A 15,704-nucleotide genomic window follows, 5' to 3' on the forward strand; every position below is an offset into this window, starting at 1 on the left:
CGTGTCGTCACTCCCGAGCAGGCGCTGTTGCGTGACATGCCTACGGCTGCGCCAACGCGCGCTCCACCGCCTGCTGCGCCAGCGGCGCCATCAGCGTGTAGCCGGCGGCGGTGGGATGCACGCCGTCGTAGGCCAGGGCCTTGTCCATGCCGCCTTGCCGGTTGCGCATCTTGCTGTGGTAATCCAGGTACACCGCGCCGTGGCTTTGCGCGTACTGCGCGATCCAGGCATTGAGCGCGCGGATCTTGTCCGCCGGCTGCAGCCCCGGCCGCCACGGATAGTCGCTGACCGGCAGCACCGAGGCCAGCACCACCTTGATGCGGTTGGCCTGCGCCAGTTCGACCATCGAGCGCAGGTTGTCCTCGATCATGCGCTGCGTGGACAGGCCGGTGTTGCCGGCCAGGTCGTTGGTGCCGGCCAGGATCACCACCGCCGCCGGCTTCAGGTCGATCACGTCCTGGCGGAAGCGCACCAGCATCTGCGCGGTGGTCTGCCCGGAAATGCCGCGGTTGACGTAGGGCTTGCCGGGGAAGAACGTCGAGCCCTGCATGCGCCCCCACGCGTCGGTGATCGAATCGCCGTAGAACACCACACGCCGCTCGCCCGCCGCCGGCGGCGCCAGCGCGGCGTTGTCGGCGCGGTAGCGCGCCAGTTGCGCCCAGTCCAGCAGCCGCTTCTGCAGCTCGGCCACGTCCTTGGCTTGCAGCGTGTCCGGCGCGCGCGTGTACAGCGCATCCACCTTGCCCTGCAGCGCGTCGGCGGCGGGCGCGGCGCTCTGCGCGAGCGCGGGCTGCACGATGCCCAGGCACAGCGACAGCATCGCGGCGATCGATGACGGTTTCACGGTCCACCTCCAGGTCGGGGAAACGCGCACCCTAATCCAAATCTCGCGCATGCGCGCGGGCCGCCCGGTTCGGCGTGATCCAGCGTACCTGCCGGCTCCGGCGACGCTCAGCTGCTGGCGATCGCCTGCCGCGGCAGCGTCGCCACGAACCGGGTGCCATGCTGCTGCGACGAGCTGACGTCGATGCGCCCGCCGTGCGCACGCACGATCCTGTCGACGATGTACAGCCCAAGGCCCAGGTTCGCGCCGGCCGCCTGCGGCGTACCGTCGGTCTGTGCGGTGGTGGTCAGCGGCTCGAACAACGAACCCAGCATTTCGTCGGGAATCGGCGGCCCATGGTTGTGCACGCTCACGCTGACCTCGTCCGCCAGCTCGCCGTTCAACACGATGCCGATGGAATGGTCGCGGCTGCCGTACTTCGATGCATTGGTCAGCAGGTTCGCCACCACCCGGCGCAGCCGCATCGTGTCCCAGCTGCCGTGCAGGTCGCCGCTGGCGGTCACCTGGACCGCCGGCGTGGGATAGATCGCGGCCATCTCGTCGACGACGTCGCGGGTCAACAGCTCCAGGCTGGCCGCTTCCGGCCGCACCGGCACCGCCACGCCCAGATTGTCGCCGGTGAATTCCATCAGGTCGTCGAGGATCGCCTTCATCTGCGCCGCGCTGCGCAACAGCATCTGCGCCTGCGGCGCGCGTTCGGGGCCCTGGCGCAGCATCAGTTCGGCGCAGCTCATCACCGTGGACAGCGGGCCGCGCAGGTCGTGGCCCAGGATGCCCATGAACAGGTGCCGGGTCTGCTCCATGTTCTCCATGAAGGCGCGCAGCGAGTCGGCCAGGATCTGATCCAGCGCCTCGTTGAAGCGGCTCATGTCCGGCAGGTCCTGCACTCCCGGCGTGTGCTCGGATTTGCCCCACAGGCGCATCACGCTGGCGCGCAGCGCGCGGAACTCGGACACCAGCTGCACCATGCCGAAGCCGTGCTTGACCCGCTGCCGGGCATGCAGGCTGGCCGCGCCCTCGGTCTCGAACGCCTCCGGCCCGGCATCCTGCGAACGCAGCCGCCGCTGCGCGGCGCTCATCGGCTCGCGCATGTCGGCGACGATCTCGGCCAGCAGCTGCGCGGCGTGATCGCGCAACTGGTAGGGGCTCATCGCTTCGCCCTGCTCGCCGCGGGTACGCGCGAACGCCACCCAGTCGCTGCACAGCGGCTCGATGTTCGCCTCGATGAAATCGGCCAGCTTCATGATTGCCTCTTGGCGCCGCGGCGGCCGTGCCCTGCCCGCCACACGCGACGATCCGCCGGATCGATGCGCCCCGTGCCGCCCTGGCATGTCGTCGACGCCACACAGCCTCCCCAGCAAAGCGTTGCCATTGCATATCCCCAGGCGCGTCAATGCGCCAGCTTAAACATTCCCGCGTCGATGCGTACATCCGTGTCATGCTGGCAGTGGCCGCAGGCCTGGCCATGCCTGGACGCCAGCCGCCCGGCTTGCACGGTGGCGCGCCTGTGCGAGGCGTGCCTGCAACGAGCATCGGTCCTGCCTGTCGGCACCGACGGCGGACCTTGCGTACGCTCCGGCGGCAGGCCCGTGCGCCCCCGGGCGAAAGCGCATGGTGCACAGGTCCGTCACCCAAGTGCCATGAGCTGCACCCGGTCACGCTCCTGCATGGACACCGAGACGCCGCGATCCCTGCATTCAGCCACTGCTCATGCGGCGCCGACCGCCCCCGCCGCACGCGCAGATCCGCCCGCCCTGCATGCTTGGACGAACGCATAAACCGTTGCCCGGCAAGGCACTGCAGCGGAATCCGTGCCACGTACGCCAAGGTATGCCTGCCCGGGCGATGCAGGCGCTTCCGGGCAGTTCGGCGTGCAGACGATTTGTTTTCGCTATCTGTGCGGGTTTTTCGCATGCCCTAACTTTTTTGTGCGTACATGACACGCGCCGATTTTCGTTTCTACCATTGCGCCGGAAGCAAGGGGGGATCCCTACTCCAAGTCCCGAAGGACACCGCATGAACAGGCATTACGCGCACCGGAAACTCTCTGTGCTGTGGCTGGCGTTGGTTCCCGGCTTGATGCTCGGCACATCGGCATCGGCACAGTCCGCAATCGCTCCCTCCATCCAAGACTCGAACGACACCGCAGCGCCCGCCAGTGACTTGAGCAATGGCGAAGGCGACGGCGCCAACAGCACCGCATCCGCGTACGGCAACGCCGGCAAGGGCGGCGCCGGCGCATGGTTCGGCGGCAGCGGCGGCGCGCCGTTCGCCACGCGCACCAGTTGGGAAAACGCCGGCGGCGGTTATCTCAACGCCCGCTTCGCACCCGCCGAGTGGCAGATCACTCCGTTCAACGCGGCGCGGCTGAAGACCGCCTGGACCTTCACCACGCAAGGCGACGTTTCCGCCACGCCGACCGTGCAGGGCAGCGCGCTGTACGTGCCCGACTGGGGCGGCCAGCTGTATCGCATCGACACCGCGCTGGGCAAGGCGGTGTGGCAGGTGAAGCTGTCCGACCTTACCGGCAACGCCAGCTCGCTGTCACGCAACAGCCCGGCGATCGCGCGCAACAGCGTGCTGGTCGGCGACCAGGCCAGCGGCACCGTGCTGGCGATCGACAAGAACACCGGCAAGCTGCTGTGGAAGACCGTGGTCGAAGCCAATGCGCAGGCGCGCATCACCGCCTCGCCAGTCGTGTATGGCGACCGCGTCTATGTCGGCGTGTCCTCCGGCGACTGGGGCGGACTGAGCCCGGGCTACAAATTCTCCTTCCGCGGCAGCGTGGCCGCGCTCGACCTGAAGACCGGCAAGCTGCTGTGGAGCTTCCGCACCGCGCCTGAAGGCTATTCCGGCGCGTCGGTATGGGGCACGCTGGCGATCGACCCGCGCCGGCAGCGCGTCTACGCCACCACCGGCAACAACTACTCGGTGCCGGCCGAAGTGGCCAGCTGCGTCAAGAACGCCAATGGCGACAAGAGCGCACAACTGGCCTGCCTGGCGCCCGACGACTACGTGGACTCGGTGCTGGCGCTGGACATGCGCAGCGGCAAGCCGGTGTGGACGCGCCGCCTGCAGGGCGCCGATGCCTGGTCGCTGTCGTGCCTGGTCGCGCCGACCGCCGGCATCTGCCAGGACCCGCAAGGGCCGGACTACGACTTCAGCGGCGGCGGCGCCAACCTGTTCACGGTGGTCCGCAACGGCAAGCCGCAGGCGCTGGTCGGCGCCGGCCAGAAGAGCGGCGTGTACTGGGCGCTGGACGCCGACAGCGGGCGCACCGTGTGGTCGACCCAGGTCGGCCCGGGCGGCACCGCCGGCGGCATCGAGTGGGGCTCGTCGGTCGATCCGCTCGCCTCGCGCGTTTACGTCGCCATCAACAACAGCAGCCACACCAGCTACACCCTCGCCCCCGGCAATACCGAAACCTGGAACGCCGGCTCGTGGGCGGCGCTGGACGCGGCCACCGGCAGGATCGTGTGGCAGGTGAAGGTGCCCGGCGTCGAACCGGTCCAGCCCAGCTTCGGTGCCGGCGGGCGCGGTCCGCTCGCCTCTTCGCCCGGGCTGGTCTACGCAGGCTCGATGTCCGGCGCGATGACGGTGCTCGATGCCCGGACCGGCGCCACGCTGTGGAGCTTCGATGCCGGCGGTTCGGTGGCGAGCGCGCCGGCCGTCGTGGACGGTGCGGTGTACTGGGGCGCAGGCTACAGCCGCTTCAATTTCGGCACCGGCGTGCACAAGCTCTACAAGTTCGTCCCGGCGACCCGCCGCAGCCCCTGATCGTACGATCCATCGCACCACGGCCTCTCCTGCGCAGGCAGGAGGGGCTTTTTTGTGCGCGCACGCCACCGCTGCGCCGGCTGTGCGATCGAGCCGGCGATGGCCGCCTCGCGCCACGGCTGGCGCCGTCGGCCGCGTGCGGTGCGGCGCCTTGACCCGGCACAGGCCTGCGACGGCAAGGCGACAAGCGTCTACGAAATCGGCCCCACGCGCGTGATGGCGCGCACGCAATCGCCGTGCCGGCGCCCGTAGCCTCGGCCCTGCGCCTTGGACGAGGCGCAACGGCATCCGGTCCCCTGCCGGATGGTCCAGTCGTCTTTCCAGCAGAAGGAAGATCCATGAATCGCAAGAACGCCCTGTATCTGGCCCTGCTCGCCGGCATCTCCGGCCTTTCCCCCATCGCCATGGCCGCCAATCCCCCCGCGGCCGAGATGGACTCCGCGCCGGTCGAAGCGCGCCCCGACGCCGCTGCGCTCGGCGGTGCCGAACTGCGCAGCCTCGCCACCGGCAGCGCGCATGCGCCGCGCCTGATCGAACTGGCCGCCCCCGACAGCGCCCAGGCGGCGAAGATGAGGCAAGTACGCGGCGAGCAGGTCAAGCACGGCCAGCCGCTGCAGATCGGTTTCTCCCGCGACATCGCCACCCCGGCGATCAACCTGCGCCGGCTGCGCTGGCAGAGCCTGCCCAGCGGCGCGCAGGTGACCAGCTTCGAGATCGTCTCCACCGGCGCGGCAGCGCTGCGCGCGGCATTGCAGCTCAGCGGCAGCGGCGCCCAGCCCGGCGACCCGAGCAAGGCCACGCTGCGCTTCGCCGGCGACGACGGCCGCGTGTTCGAGCAGAGCGGCGCCGACTTCGCCGGCAGCGCGCCGGGCTGGTCGGCGGCGGTATCCGGCGCGCGCCTGGTGGTGGAGATCGAGCTGCCGGCCGGCCAGTATCCGCAGGGCTTCGCGCTGAAGATTCCGCAGCTCTCGCACATGGACATCAATCCCGTCGCCAGCGAGGAAATGATGCGGCCGATGATCGGCGAGAGCGATTCGTGCGAGCGCGACATCGTCTGCCGCGCCAGCCCAACCAGCGGCTTCACTTCGGCCGCCAAGTCGGTGGCGCGCATGGTGTTCAGCACCAGCAGCGGCTCCTACCTGTGCACCGGCACCCTGCTCAACAACAGCAACTCGCCGAAGAAGTACCTGTTCTGGACCGCCGCGCACTGCATCAGCACCCAGACCGTGGCCAACACCCTGCAGACCTACTGGTTCTACGACGCCACCACCTGCAACGGCTCCACGGTCAGCTCGTCCTACACCACGCTCAGCGGCGGCGCCTACCTGCGCCATGCCAACACCACCCGCGACACCTCGCTGCTGGAACTGAAGACCGCCCCGCCCAGCGGCGCGTTCTACGCCGGCTGGAGCAGTTCGGCGATCGGTTCCACCGGCACCGCGATCGAGGGCATCCACCACCCCGCCGGCGACGTGAAGAAGTACTCGCTGGGCAGCGTCACCGGCCTGTCGACCTCGATCGACGGCAAGTCGCCGCTGTACCGGGTGGTGTGGAACACCGGCGTGACCGAAGGCGGCTCCTCCGGTTCGGGCCTGTTCACCGTCAACAGCAGCGGGGCCTACCAGCTGCGCGGCGGCCTGTACGGCGGCACCTCGTACTGCAGCGCGCCCAGCGATCCGGACTACTACTCGCGTTTCTCCGACGTGTATTCGACCATCCAGCCCTACCTGAGCCCGTAAGCGGCGCCCGGGAGGGCCGTACTCCCGGGCCGGAGCAGGCCACGCCGCGCGCGTGGCCTGCCCGCGGCCGGCCACTGCCCCGCCGCGCAACGGTTACACTGGGAGCCCCAACGCACATACGGCAGGCATCCACTTGGCAAAGCCCAACTACTCCTTCGAAAAACGTCAGCGCGAAATCGCCAAGAAGAAACAGCAGGACGAGAAGGACGCGCGCAAGCGCGAAGCGCGCGAGGCGGCCAAGGCCGCAGCGGACGCACAGGCGAAGACGCCCGACAGCGGCAACTGAGCCCGGCGGCAACGGCTCCGCGCCGGCATCTGCCGACGCGTGCCGGTCGCGCCATTGGCCGCGCCGACGTGGCGGCCTACTTGCAGTCGGACGCCCGGCAATCCGGCGCGTCACGCGAAAGAGCCGATGGACGTGCAGACCCGGCTCGGGCCAGGGGCTGTGCCCGGCTCCTTGCCTGGATCATTCCCGGACGCCTGCCCACAGCTGGCCGGTCGTCGAAGCCGATGGACGCGACAACGGTGCCGTTCTCGCCGCCTGGCCAAGCGCCAAGCGCCTGGCCGGACGCAGACCCCAAGCAGGCGCCTGCGCGCCGTCGGGATCCTGCAACGCTCAGCCGACCTTCTTGGCCAGCATGGTGCCGAGCAGGAACAGCACCAGGGCGATGGCGATACCGACCCAGAACAGGAACTTGGCAATGCCCATGGCCGCGCCCGCGGCGCCGGTGAAACCGAGCGCGCCGGCGATGAGTCCGATGATGGCGATGATGATGGCCCACTTGATCATGGTGCTGTCTTCCGGATGCGATGGAGGCGCGATGCGCCGAGCCGGCGCGCCGCCACGGCCGCGCCGTGCGACCGTGTTCCTGGATGCTAGCCAGCGCTCCATGCTCCGCACGTGAAGCGTCGCGCGTCGCCGTTTTCGCCGGTCGCGGCGCATCGATGAACGTGCCCATGAGCGGCGCAAGGCCTACACGCCCCGTCAACGCATCCATCACGGGTCGCGCGCGCGCGGCGCGGCACAGTGACCGCCGGCATTCACGCCCTATCGGAGATCCGCATGGCCAGCCCGCAGGAACTGGAAGAGAAATTCTGGAAGGCATTGAAATCCGACCGCACCGTCATGCTCGGCCTGGACGGCGTCGAGGACGGCCACGCGCGGCCGATGACCGCCCAATTCGAAGGCGACCGCGGCGGCCCGATCTGGTTCTTCACTTCCAAGGACAACGCACTGGTGCACAAGCTGACCGAGAGCCAGCGGGTGATCGCCGCATTCAGCGCCAAGGACCACGACCTGTTCGCCAGCATCAGCGGCACGCTCAGCGTGGACAACGACCAGGCAGTGATCGAACGCCTGTGGAACGGCTTCATCGATGCCTGGTACGAAGAGGGTAAGGACGATCCCAAGCTGGCGCTGCTGCGCCTGGATCCCGACCACGCGCAGATCTGGCTCAACGGCTCCAGCCTGGTGGCCGGCATCAAGGTGCTGTTCGGCATCGACCCCAAGCGCGACTACCAGGACAAGGTGGCGGACGTGCCGCTGCGCTGAGCGGCATCGGCACGACGCCGCTCTGGCGAACCGCTAGAACGGGCATCTTCAGCGCCACGGCGGCGGCTTCGGTGGCCGCCGCAATCATCTGAAACGCGCGACGCAAGAGGCGATTTGGTGACGGATCGCCTCCACAATCATTTTCCGTCGTTGCGCAGCGACATAGAGCGGCGCCCTCGGCGCTCTGTCTTGCACCGCGCACAGGAATGTCAGCGCAAATGTCTCTCCACCAGCGCGCCGCGAACGCGCGCATGAAGGTCGGCATCGGCTTTCATACCCGCAGAACCGTGCAACATCCTCTTGACGCAAGCCGGCCGCTCAAGGCGACGGCTGATTGGCCGTACGATGGCCGTAGCTGAGCACCCGCGTCAGCTTCCAGCCGTCCTGATCCTTGCGCCACACCATCACGAACTTGGCGATGCCTTCGCAACGCCCGCTGGCCAGCTCGCAGAAGCGGTGCTCGCCTTCCTCGATCGCACCGAAGTCCTTGATCGGGTAGACCCGCAGCGTGCCGTCCACCAACTCGCGGCGGACCTTGCCGCAGATCCACTTGCGCGTGTTGTCCACCACGGTCTTGCGGTCCCAGCTGGCGCCGCCGGTGTCGTGATAGAACTCCACGTCGGGCACGAACAGGTGTTCGAACGCCGCCATGTCGCAGCGGTTGTAGGCGCCGAACAGGCGCTGGTCCAGCGCGGCGACCGTGTCGAACAGCGGCCCCGTAGTGCCGTCCTCGGTCGGCGCCGCGGCCCGTGCCGTCGCAGCGCAAGCCACCAGCAGCAGTAGCGACCCCCATGCCTTCATCCGCGCATCCCCCACTTGTCGATGCGCAACTATGAGTCGCCCAGGCCGCGCCCGCAATGGCGCCAGCGCATGCCGCCGGCAGCGCGCTGAGTAGCGGCAAACGCAGACGTGGCAGCGGCTGCAGGCACCATCAACGCACGCGCCACAGCCGTCGCTGGCCGCTGCCGGCAGCTACATGTTGCGCCGGTACTCCCCGCCCACCGCGTACAGCGCGTGGCTGATCTGCCCCAGGCTATGGGTCTTCACCGCCTCCATCAGCGCGGCGAAGACGTTGCTGCGCGCGCGCGCGGCGCGTTGCAGGTAGCCGAGGCCGGCGTCGTCGCCGGGCGCTGGCGTGCCGGCTGCGCCGGCCTGCTGCGGCGGCGGCAGCACGATGCCGTTGCGGCGCCGCTGCCAGTCCTGCACGTTGGCGATCTGCTGCCCCTTCTCCCCCTCGGTGGAGCGGATCAGCTCGATCTGGGTCGCGGTCTCGCCAGCGTGCTGCTTGGGCAGGAAGGTGTTGACCCCGACCAGCGGCAGGCTGCCGTCGTGCTTCTTGTGCTCGTAGTACAGGCTCTCTTCCTGGATCTTGCCGCGCTGGTACATGGTGTCCATCGCGCCGAGCACGCCGCCGCGCTCGCTGATTGCCTCGAACTCCTTGTACACCGCCTCCTCCACCAGGTCGGTGAGCTGCTCGACGATGAAGCTGCCCTGCCACGGGTTCTCGCAGAAGTTCAGCCCGAGTTCCTTGTTGATGATCATCTGGATCGCCACCGCGCGGCGCACGCTCTCCTCGGTGGGCGTGGTGATCGCCTCGTCGTAGGCGTTGGTGTGCAGGCTGTTGCAGTTGTCGAACAGCGCGTACAGCGCCTGCAGCGTGGTACGGATGTCGTTGAACTGGATCTCCTGCGCATGCAGCGAGCGGCCGGAGGTCTGGATGTGGTACTTCATCATCTGGCTGCGCTCGTTGCCGCCGTAGCGCTCGCGCATCGCCCGCGCCCAGATGCGCCGCGCCACGCGGCCGATCACGGTGTACTCCGGGTCCATGCCGTTGCTGAAGAAGAAGCTCAGGTTCGGCGCGAAATCGTCGATGCGCATGCCGCGCGCCAGGTAGTACTCGACGATGGTGAAGCCGTTGCTCAGGGTGAAGGCGAGTTGGCTGATCGGGTTCGCCCCGGCCTCGGCGATGTGGTAGCCGGAGATCGACACCGAGTAGAAGTTGCGCACCTTGTGTTCGACGAAGTACTGCTGGATGTCGCCCATCATGCGCAGCGCGAACTCGGTGCTGAAGATGCAGGTGTTCTGCGCCTGGTCCTCCTTGAGGATGTCGGCCTGCACCGTGCCGCGCACGCTGGACAGCGTGTCCGCCTTGATCCGTGCATAGGTCTGCGCGTCGACCACCTGGTCGCCGCTGACCCCGAGCAGGGCCAGGCCCAGGCCGTCGTTGGTCGGCGGCAGCTCGCCGTGGTAGCGCGGGCGCTCCCTGCCCGCGAACAGCTGCGCCAGGGTCTGTTCGGCCTGCGCCCAGCGCTGCGCGTCGGCCTTGAGGTACTTCTCCACCTGCTGGTCGATGGCGGTGTTCATGAACATCGCCAGGATCATCGGCGCCGGGCCGTTGATGGTCATCGACACGCTGGTGGTCGGCGCGCACAGGTCGAAGCCGGAGTACAGCTTCTTCATGTCGTCCAGGGTCGGGATGTTGACCCCGGAATTGCCGACCTTGCCGTAGATGTCCGGGCGCGGCGCCGGGTCCTCGCCGTACAGGGTGACGCTGTCGAAGGCGGTGGACAGGCGCGCGGCCGGCTGGCCCACGCTGAGGTAATGGAAGCGGCGGTTGGTGCGCTCGGGCGTGCCTTCGCCGGCGAACATGCGGATCGGATCCTCGCCGGCGCGACGGTACGGGTACACGCCGCCGGTGTACGGATAGCTGCCGGGCAGGTTCTCCTTGCCGAGGAAGGTCAGCAGTTCGCCCCAGCTCTTGTAGCGCGGCGCGGCGATCTTGGGGATCGGCTGGTGGCTCAGCGATTGCCGGTAGTTCTCCACCCGGATCGCCTTGCCGCGCACTTCGTACTCGGTGACCGGGTCGGTGATCGACTTGAGCCGCTGCGGCCACTCGCGCAGCAGCTTCAGCGAGTCGCTGGACAGCGCCTGCACCGCATCGTTGTAGCGCTGGCGCAGCAGCAGCAAGGTCGCATCGACGGCGGCGCCTGCCGCCGCGGGCGCGGCCGCGGAAGGGGCGAGCTGCAGGTCCTCCATGGCATACAGATCCAACTGCTTGGGCAACTGCGGATCCTGCAGTTCGTGCAGCGACTGCCAGAACGATTGCGCGCGGTCGGCGGCCTCGGCCTGGCGTTCGATGCCGGCGTTGAGCGCGCGGCCCTGCTCGGCGATCTCGGCCAGGTAGCGCACGCGGGCGCCGGGAATCAGCACGGTGGCGCGCGGTTCCTTGAGCGTGGTGTCCAGTTCCGGCCGGAAGTCGCAGCGCAGCGCGTCGGCGCCCGCGGCCGCGTCCAGCCCCAGCTTGTCGCGCAGCAACCGGCACAGGTTGACGAACATCCAGCTGATGCCGGGATCGTTGAACTGGCTGGCGATGGTCGGATACACCGGCACCGCCTCGTCCTCCAGCTGGAACGCCACGCGGTTGCGGCGCCACTGCTTGCGCACGTCGCGCAGCGCGTCCTCGGCGCCGCGCCGGTCGTACTTGTTCAGCACCACCAGTTCGGCGAAGTCGAGCATGTCGATCTTCTCCAGCTGGCTCGGCGCGCCGTAGTCGCTGGTCATCACGTACACCGGGAAATCAACCAGGTCGACGATCTCCGAATCGCTCTGGCCGATGCCGGCGGTCTCCACGATCACCAGGTCGTAGCCGATGCCCTTCAGGAACGCGATGCAGTCCTTCAGCACCAGGTTGGTGGCCGCATGCTGGCGGCGCGTGGCCATCGAGCGCATGTACACGCGCGGGCTGCGCAAGGCGTTCATGCGGATGCGGTCGCCGAGCAGCGCGCCGCCGGTGCGGCGCCGGCTCGGGTCCACCGACACCACCGCGATGCGCATCTGCGGGAAGCCGGCCAGGAAGCGATTGAGCAGTTCGTCGGTGACCGAGGACTTGCCGGCGCCGCCGGTGCCGGTCAGGCCGAGTACCGGCGCTGCGCGCCTGGTGCGGGACTCGGGACCGGGGGCGCGGGACTCGGAAGTGCCCGGCAGGCCGGATTGCCACTGCTTGCGCAGCAGGGCCAGCTCGGATTCGGAGAACGCGCCGTCCTCGAGCGCCGAGAGCACCCTGCCGATGCCGATCTCGTCGTCGATGCCCGGAAGCGAGGCGCCGGCCTGTTCCGGGTCCCGCGTCCCCGGTGCCGCATCCCGCGCGCGCCCCGCGCGCTCCACCACATCCTCGATCATCTCCACCAGGCCCATCTTCATCCCGTCGTTGGGGTGGTAGATGCGCTCCACGCCGTAGGCCTGCAGTTCGGCGATCTCCTCGGGCGTGATGGTGCCGCCACCGCCGCCGAACACGCGCACGTGGCCGGCGCCGCGTTCGCGCAGCATGTCCACCATGTACTTGAAATACTCGACGTGGCCGCCCTGGTAGGACGACAGCGCGATCGCGTCGGCGTCCTCCTGCAGCGCCGCCCGTACCACGTCCTCGACGCTGCGGTTGTGGCCCAGATGGATCACCTCGGCGCCCTGCGCCTGGATCAGCCGGCGCATGATGTTGATCGCCGCGTCGTGGCCGTCGAACAGGCTGGCGGCGGTGACGAAGCGCAACGGGCTGGTATCCGCTTGCGGCAGCGGGACGCGGGATGCGGGAAGGCTCATCGGCAGGAGATCGGCAAAGAGAATGCCGTGATTCTAGGCGCGCGAGGTGACACGGGCAGGTTGCGCTGCAACATGCGGCGGCGTTCGCGGCGGCGACCAGGCGGCGCACAGACGCCACGCGGCTCGCCAGCTATCCGCCACATGAATGCGGCCGGGCGATGCGTCAACAGCGGCCGCATCTGCCGCGTTTGCGCTGGCGTCGGCATCCCGCCGATGTCGCTGGAGATTCCCATGTCGGTTCGTCCCTTGTTGTTGGCTTCCCTGCTCGGCAGCGCGCTCGCCGGCGGCCTGCTGGCCACGCCTGCGCAGGCGCGTTCGGTGGTGGAACTGTCGGTACAGACCGCGCCGCCGCCGCCGCGGTTCGAACGCGTGGTGGTGCGGCCGGGCCATGTCTGGGCGCCCGGCTACTGGCGCTGGAACGGCCGCCGCCATGTCTGGGTCGCCGGCCACTACGTGGTCGCGCGCCCGGGCTATGTCTACGTCGGCCCGCGCTGGGTGCATCGCGGCCCCGGCTACCGCTTCCACGACGGCTATTGGATGCATCGCTAGCCCCCGGCGTGGCGGCGCCCGGCCGCGGCTGCGGCGAGCGCGGCCACGATGCTGCGCGGCGACGTGACCGGGTTCGTCGCGCTTTGCGATAGTGCGCGCACCACGGCACCGGCCGGTTCTCGGGAGCACGCATGTCCAGGCATTCGCTGTCGCGTGCGCTCTTGCCGCGGTCGCCGGCCGCCGCCGCCGGAACGGGTGGGCTGAACCGTTGCGGCGCGGCCGGCACGCGCGGCCCGTCGTGCCGTCCCGGGATGCGTGTTCGCGGCCCGCTCCAGCGCCTGCGCGCCCGGAGGCCATAGCGATGCCGAAAGTACCGCCGGGAACCTACGTGATCGCCCTCACCGTGGTGGCGGTGGCGATCGCCAGCGTCGCCGCCTGGCGCGAGCGGCCCACCGACGCGGCCTCGCGCCGCGGGCTCGGCGAGGCCATCGGCCACACCGCCGATGCCGTTGCCGCCAGGCGCGCGGCACCCGTCGCGCCCGCCACAGCGCGCGCCAGCGACGCTACCCAGGCGCAAAGCGCACTGCGTTTCGACCGGCAAGGGCAGGTGGTGCCGGACCCGGCCTTGCGGCGCTACCTGGACCGCTTCCTGGCAACGCAGGAAGCACGGCCGCTGGCGACCCGGCGCCGGCAGCTGCAGCGCGAGCTTGCCGCGGCCATGCCGGCCGCACAGGCGCAGCAGGTGCTGGCCTGGTTCGATCGCTACGCCGCCTATCTGCAGGCCGCGGCCTCGGACCCGCCGCACGGCGCCGATCCGCATGCGCTGCGCGAACGCCTGCTCGGCGCGCAAGCGGCCAGCACCTTGTTCGCCGACGAGGCCACCGCACACTGAGCGCAACGCGCCTCGGCACCGACGTCCACCAGAACGTCGCACGACGGCACACCGTGCACCGCATCGCACATGAACCGGCGATGCGCATCGACATGAAGCGGGGCAAACGTCGCGCAGCGGATCGCAGCTGCCGAGAACGGCGCTACCTATACTCGCCGCGACCTCCCCCCTGCAAGGAACGCACGATGGACTACCAGATCCTCTGCGGCAGCGAGCGCAGCCCCCTGCCCGGTTGCGTCGATGCCGGCAAGTTCCCGGCCGCGCATCGCCTGCGCGTGCTGCTGGCGCTGCGCCAGCCTGCGCTGGACGCGGCCGCGGCCCGCCTGCTCGACGTTGCCGGCGACGACGTGCCCGCGCCGCTGTCGCGCGAGGCATTCGCTTCGCGCTTCGCCGCCGACGCCGAGGACCTGCGCGCAGTCGAGGCCTTCGCCGCGCAGCACGGCCTGTGCGTGGAGCAGACCCTGGCCCATGCCGGGGTGATGATCCTGGAAGGCAGCGTGCAGCAGTTCGACCGCGCGTTCCAGGTGGACCTGCGCGACTACCGCAACGACGACCTGCGCTACCGCGGGCGTACCGGCGCGGTGTCGGTGCCCGCCGCCCTGCACGGCGTGGTCAGCGCGGTGCTCGGCCTGGACGATCGGCCGCAGGCGCGCATGCTGCCGCACGCGCGGGCGCAGGACGTCACCGCCTCACCCGGCGCCGCGGCGCCGGTGGCCCGGTACACGCCGCCGCAGCTGGCCGAGCTGTACGGCTTTCCCGAGCACGACGGCACCGGTCAATGCATCGGCATCATCGCGCTGGGCGGCGGCTATGCGCGCGAGCAGCTGGCCGCCTACTTCGCCGAGCTGGGGCTGCCGATGCCGCAGATCGTCGACGTGCTGCTGGCCGGCGCGCGCAACCGGCCCAGCGGGCAGGCGCGCAAGGCCGACGTCGAGGTGCAGATGGACGTGCAGATCGCCGGCGCCATCGCACCGGGCGCCAAACTCTTGGTGTACTTCGCGCCCAATACCGACAACGGCTTTCTCGAGGCCATCGTCAGCGCCATCCACGATCGCGTGCATGCGCCCGACGTCATCGCGATCAGCTGGGGCTTCACCGAGACGCTGTGGACGGCGCAGTCGCGCGAGGCCTACAACCGTGCGCTGCAGGCCGCCGCGCTGCTGGGCGTCACCGTGTGCATCGCCTCCGGCGACGACGGCGCCAGCGACGGCCAGCCCGGCCTGAACGTGTGCTTCCCTGCGTCCAGCCCGTTCGTGCTGGCCTGCGGCGGCACCCGCCTGCAGGTCGACGCGCAGGCGGCGCACGAGCAGGCCTGGTCCGGCACCGGCGGCGGCCAGAGCCGGGTGTTCGCGCGGCCGCGCTGGCAGCAGGGCCTGGCGCTGCACGGCACGCAGGCGGCGGCGCAGCCGCTGAACATGCGCGGCGTGCCGGACGTGGCCGCCAACGCCGACGCCGAGACCGGCTACTACGTGCACATCGACGGGCGCCCGGCGGTCATGGGCGGCACCAGCGCCGCAGCGCCGCTGTGGGCGGCGCTGCTGGCGCGCATCTACGGCATGAACGGCGGCCGCCGCCTGTTCCTGCCGCCGCGGCTGTACGCGGTGGCCGATGCCTGCCGCGACATCGTCGGCGGCAGCAACGGCGGCTTCCGCGCAGGCCCCGGCTGGGATGCCTGCACCGGCCTGGGCGTGCCCGACGGCGGGCGCATCGCCGCCGCGCTGGGCGCCGGGCCGGGCGCGACGCCGGTAGCGGCGGCGAGCGCCAGCGGCTGAAACGGCGCCGCGCCGCCCTGGCCCAGCGTCGCAGATCACACCG

12 protein-coding genes are annotated in these 15,704 nt (G+C 69.8%); 7 read left to right on the forward strand and 5 right to left on the reverse strand.

Annotated features, from left to right (window positions below; all coding sequences use genetic code 11):
• Positions 1–40 precede the first annotated feature (40 nt).
• Both OCJ37_RS13615 and OCJ37_RS13620 read right to left on the reverse strand, forming a co-directional pair.
• Positions 41–844, reverse strand: a complete 804-nt coding sequence (locus OCJ37_RS13615; RefSeq protein WP_263110075.1) for an SGNH/GDSL hydrolase family protein — start codon at positions 842–844, stop codon at positions 41–43.
• 107 nt (positions 845–951) lie between these two features.
• The gene (locus tag OCJ37_RS13620; protein ID WP_263110077.1) at positions 952–2,088 is read right to left on the reverse strand and encodes a sensor histidine kinase; all 1,137 of its coding nucleotides are present in this window, start codon (positions 2,086–2,088) and stop codon (positions 952–954) included.
• A gap of 772 nt (positions 2,089–2,860) precedes the next feature.
• On the opposite strand from OCJ37_RS13620, the gene OCJ37_RS13625 reads away from it, so the two are divergent.
• The 3 genes from OCJ37_RS13625 (at position 2,861) to OCJ37_RS13635 (ending at position 6,646) form a co-directional block, all read left to right on the forward strand.
• A complete protein-coding gene (locus OCJ37_RS13625; protein WP_263110079.1) occupies positions 2,861–4,621 on the forward strand; it encodes a BamB-related PQQ repeat family beta-propellar protein in 1,761 nt (586 codons plus the stop codon).
• A 338-nt stretch (positions 4,622–4,959) separates the two neighbouring features.
• The gene (locus OCJ37_RS13630; protein WP_263110080.1) at positions 4,960–6,360 is read left to right on the forward strand and encodes a trypsin-like serine peptidase; all 1,401 of its coding nucleotides are present in this window, start codon (positions 4,960–4,962) and stop codon (positions 6,358–6,360) included.
• A gap of 133 nt (positions 6,361–6,493) precedes the next feature.
• Entirely contained in the window at positions 6,494–6,646 is a 153-nt protein-coding gene (locus OCJ37_RS13635) for a hypothetical protein (RefSeq protein WP_263110082.1), read from the forward strand.
• A 330-nt stretch (positions 6,647–6,976) separates the two neighbouring features.
• On the opposite strand, the gene OCJ37_RS13640 is transcribed toward OCJ37_RS13635, so the two are convergent.
• On the reverse strand, positions 6,977–7,150 hold the full coding sequence (locus OCJ37_RS13640) for a DUF1328 family protein (RefSeq protein WP_263113692.1): 174 nt from the start codon (positions 7,148–7,150) through the stop codon (positions 6,977–6,979).
• 273 nt (positions 7,151–7,423) lie between these two features.
• On the opposite strand from OCJ37_RS13640, the gene OCJ37_RS13645 reads away from it, so the two are divergent.
• Positions 7,424–7,912, forward strand: coding sequence for a pyridoxamine 5'-phosphate oxidase family protein (locus OCJ37_RS13645; RefSeq protein ID WP_263110083.1), 489 nt, complete (start codon positions 7,424–7,426; stop codon positions 7,910–7,912).
• Positions 7,913–8,230: 318 nt separating this feature from the next.
• Here the strand turns inward: OCJ37_RS13645 and OCJ37_RS13650 are convergent, their stop codons facing one another.
• The gene (locus OCJ37_RS13650) at positions 8,231–8,713 is read right to left on the reverse strand and encodes a nuclear transport factor 2 family protein (protein WP_263110085.1); all 483 of its coding nucleotides are present in this window, start codon (positions 8,711–8,713) and stop codon (positions 8,231–8,233) included.
• A gap of 171 nt (positions 8,714–8,884) precedes the next feature.
• Positions 8,885–12,508, reverse strand: a complete 3,624-nt coding sequence (locus tag OCJ37_RS13655) for a methylmalonyl-CoA mutase family protein (protein ID WP_263110086.1) — start codon at positions 12,506–12,508, stop codon at positions 8,885–8,887.
• 231 nt (positions 12,509–12,739) lie between these two features.
• Between OCJ37_RS13655 and OCJ37_RS13660 the strand changes: the two genes are divergently transcribed.
• The 3 genes from OCJ37_RS13660 to OCJ37_RS13670 all read left to right on the forward strand — a co-directional run bounded on the left by OCJ37_RS13660 (position 12,740) and on the right by OCJ37_RS13670 (position 15,661).
• On the forward strand, positions 12,740–13,057 hold the full coding sequence (locus OCJ37_RS13660) for a YXWGXW repeat-containing protein (RefSeq protein ID WP_263110087.1): 318 nt from the start codon (positions 12,740–12,742) through the stop codon (positions 13,055–13,057).
• A gap of 301 nt (positions 13,058–13,358) precedes the next feature.
• Positions 13,359–13,889, forward strand: a complete 531-nt coding sequence (locus OCJ37_RS13665; protein WP_263110088.1) for a hypothetical protein — start codon at positions 13,359–13,361, stop codon at positions 13,887–13,889.
• Positions 13,890–14,074: 185 nt separating this feature from the next.
• Positions 14,075–15,661, forward strand: a complete 1,587-nt coding sequence (locus OCJ37_RS13670) for a S53 family peptidase (protein ID WP_263110089.1) — start codon at positions 14,075–14,077, stop codon at positions 15,659–15,661.
• Positions 15,662–15,704: the final 43 nt, after the last annotated feature.

It is taken from the genome of Xanthomonas sp. AM6, from assembly GCF_025665335.1.
Lineage (GTDB): Bacteria > Pseudomonadota > Gammaproteobacteria > Xanthomonadales > Xanthomonadaceae > Xanthomonas_A.

Coding starts and splice junctions, on each gene's coding strand:
- OCJ37_RS13670 (WP_263110089.1), top strand. CDS start 14,075: ATGGACTACCAGATCCTCTGCGGCAGCGAGCGCAGCCCCCTGCCCGGT.
- OCJ37_RS13645 (WP_263110083.1), top strand. CDS start 7,424: ATGGCCAGCCCGCAGGAACTGGAAGAGAAATTCTGGAAGGCATTGAAA.
- OCJ37_RS13665 (WP_263110088.1), top strand. CDS start 13,359: ATGCCGAAAGTACCGCCGGGAACCTACGTGATCGCCCTCACCGTGGTG.
- OCJ37_RS13640 (WP_263113692.1), bottom strand. CDS start 7,150: ATGATCAAGTGGGCCATCATCATCGCCATCATCGGACTCATCGCCGGC.
- OCJ37_RS13660 (WP_263110087.1), top strand. CDS start 12,740: ATGTCGGTTCGTCCCTTGTTGTTGGCTTCCCTGCTCGGCAGCGCGCTC.
- OCJ37_RS13620 (WP_263110077.1), bottom strand. CDS start 2,088: ATGAAGCTGGCCGATTTCATCGAGGCGAACATCGAGCCGCTGTGCAGC.
- OCJ37_RS13625 (WP_263110079.1), top strand. CDS start 2,861: ATGAACAGGCATTACGCGCACCGGAAACTCTCTGTGCTGTGGCTGGCG.
- OCJ37_RS13630 (WP_263110080.1), top strand. CDS start 4,960: ATGAATCGCAAGAACGCCCTGTATCTGGCCCTGCTCGCCGGCATCTCC.
- OCJ37_RS13655 (WP_263110086.1), bottom strand. CDS start 12,508: ATGAGCCTTCCCGCATCCCGCGTCCCGCTGCCGCAAGCGGATACCAGC.
- OCJ37_RS13650 (WP_263110085.1), bottom strand. CDS start 8,713: ATGAAGGCATGGGGGTCGCTACTGCTGCTGGTGGCTTGCGCTGCGACG.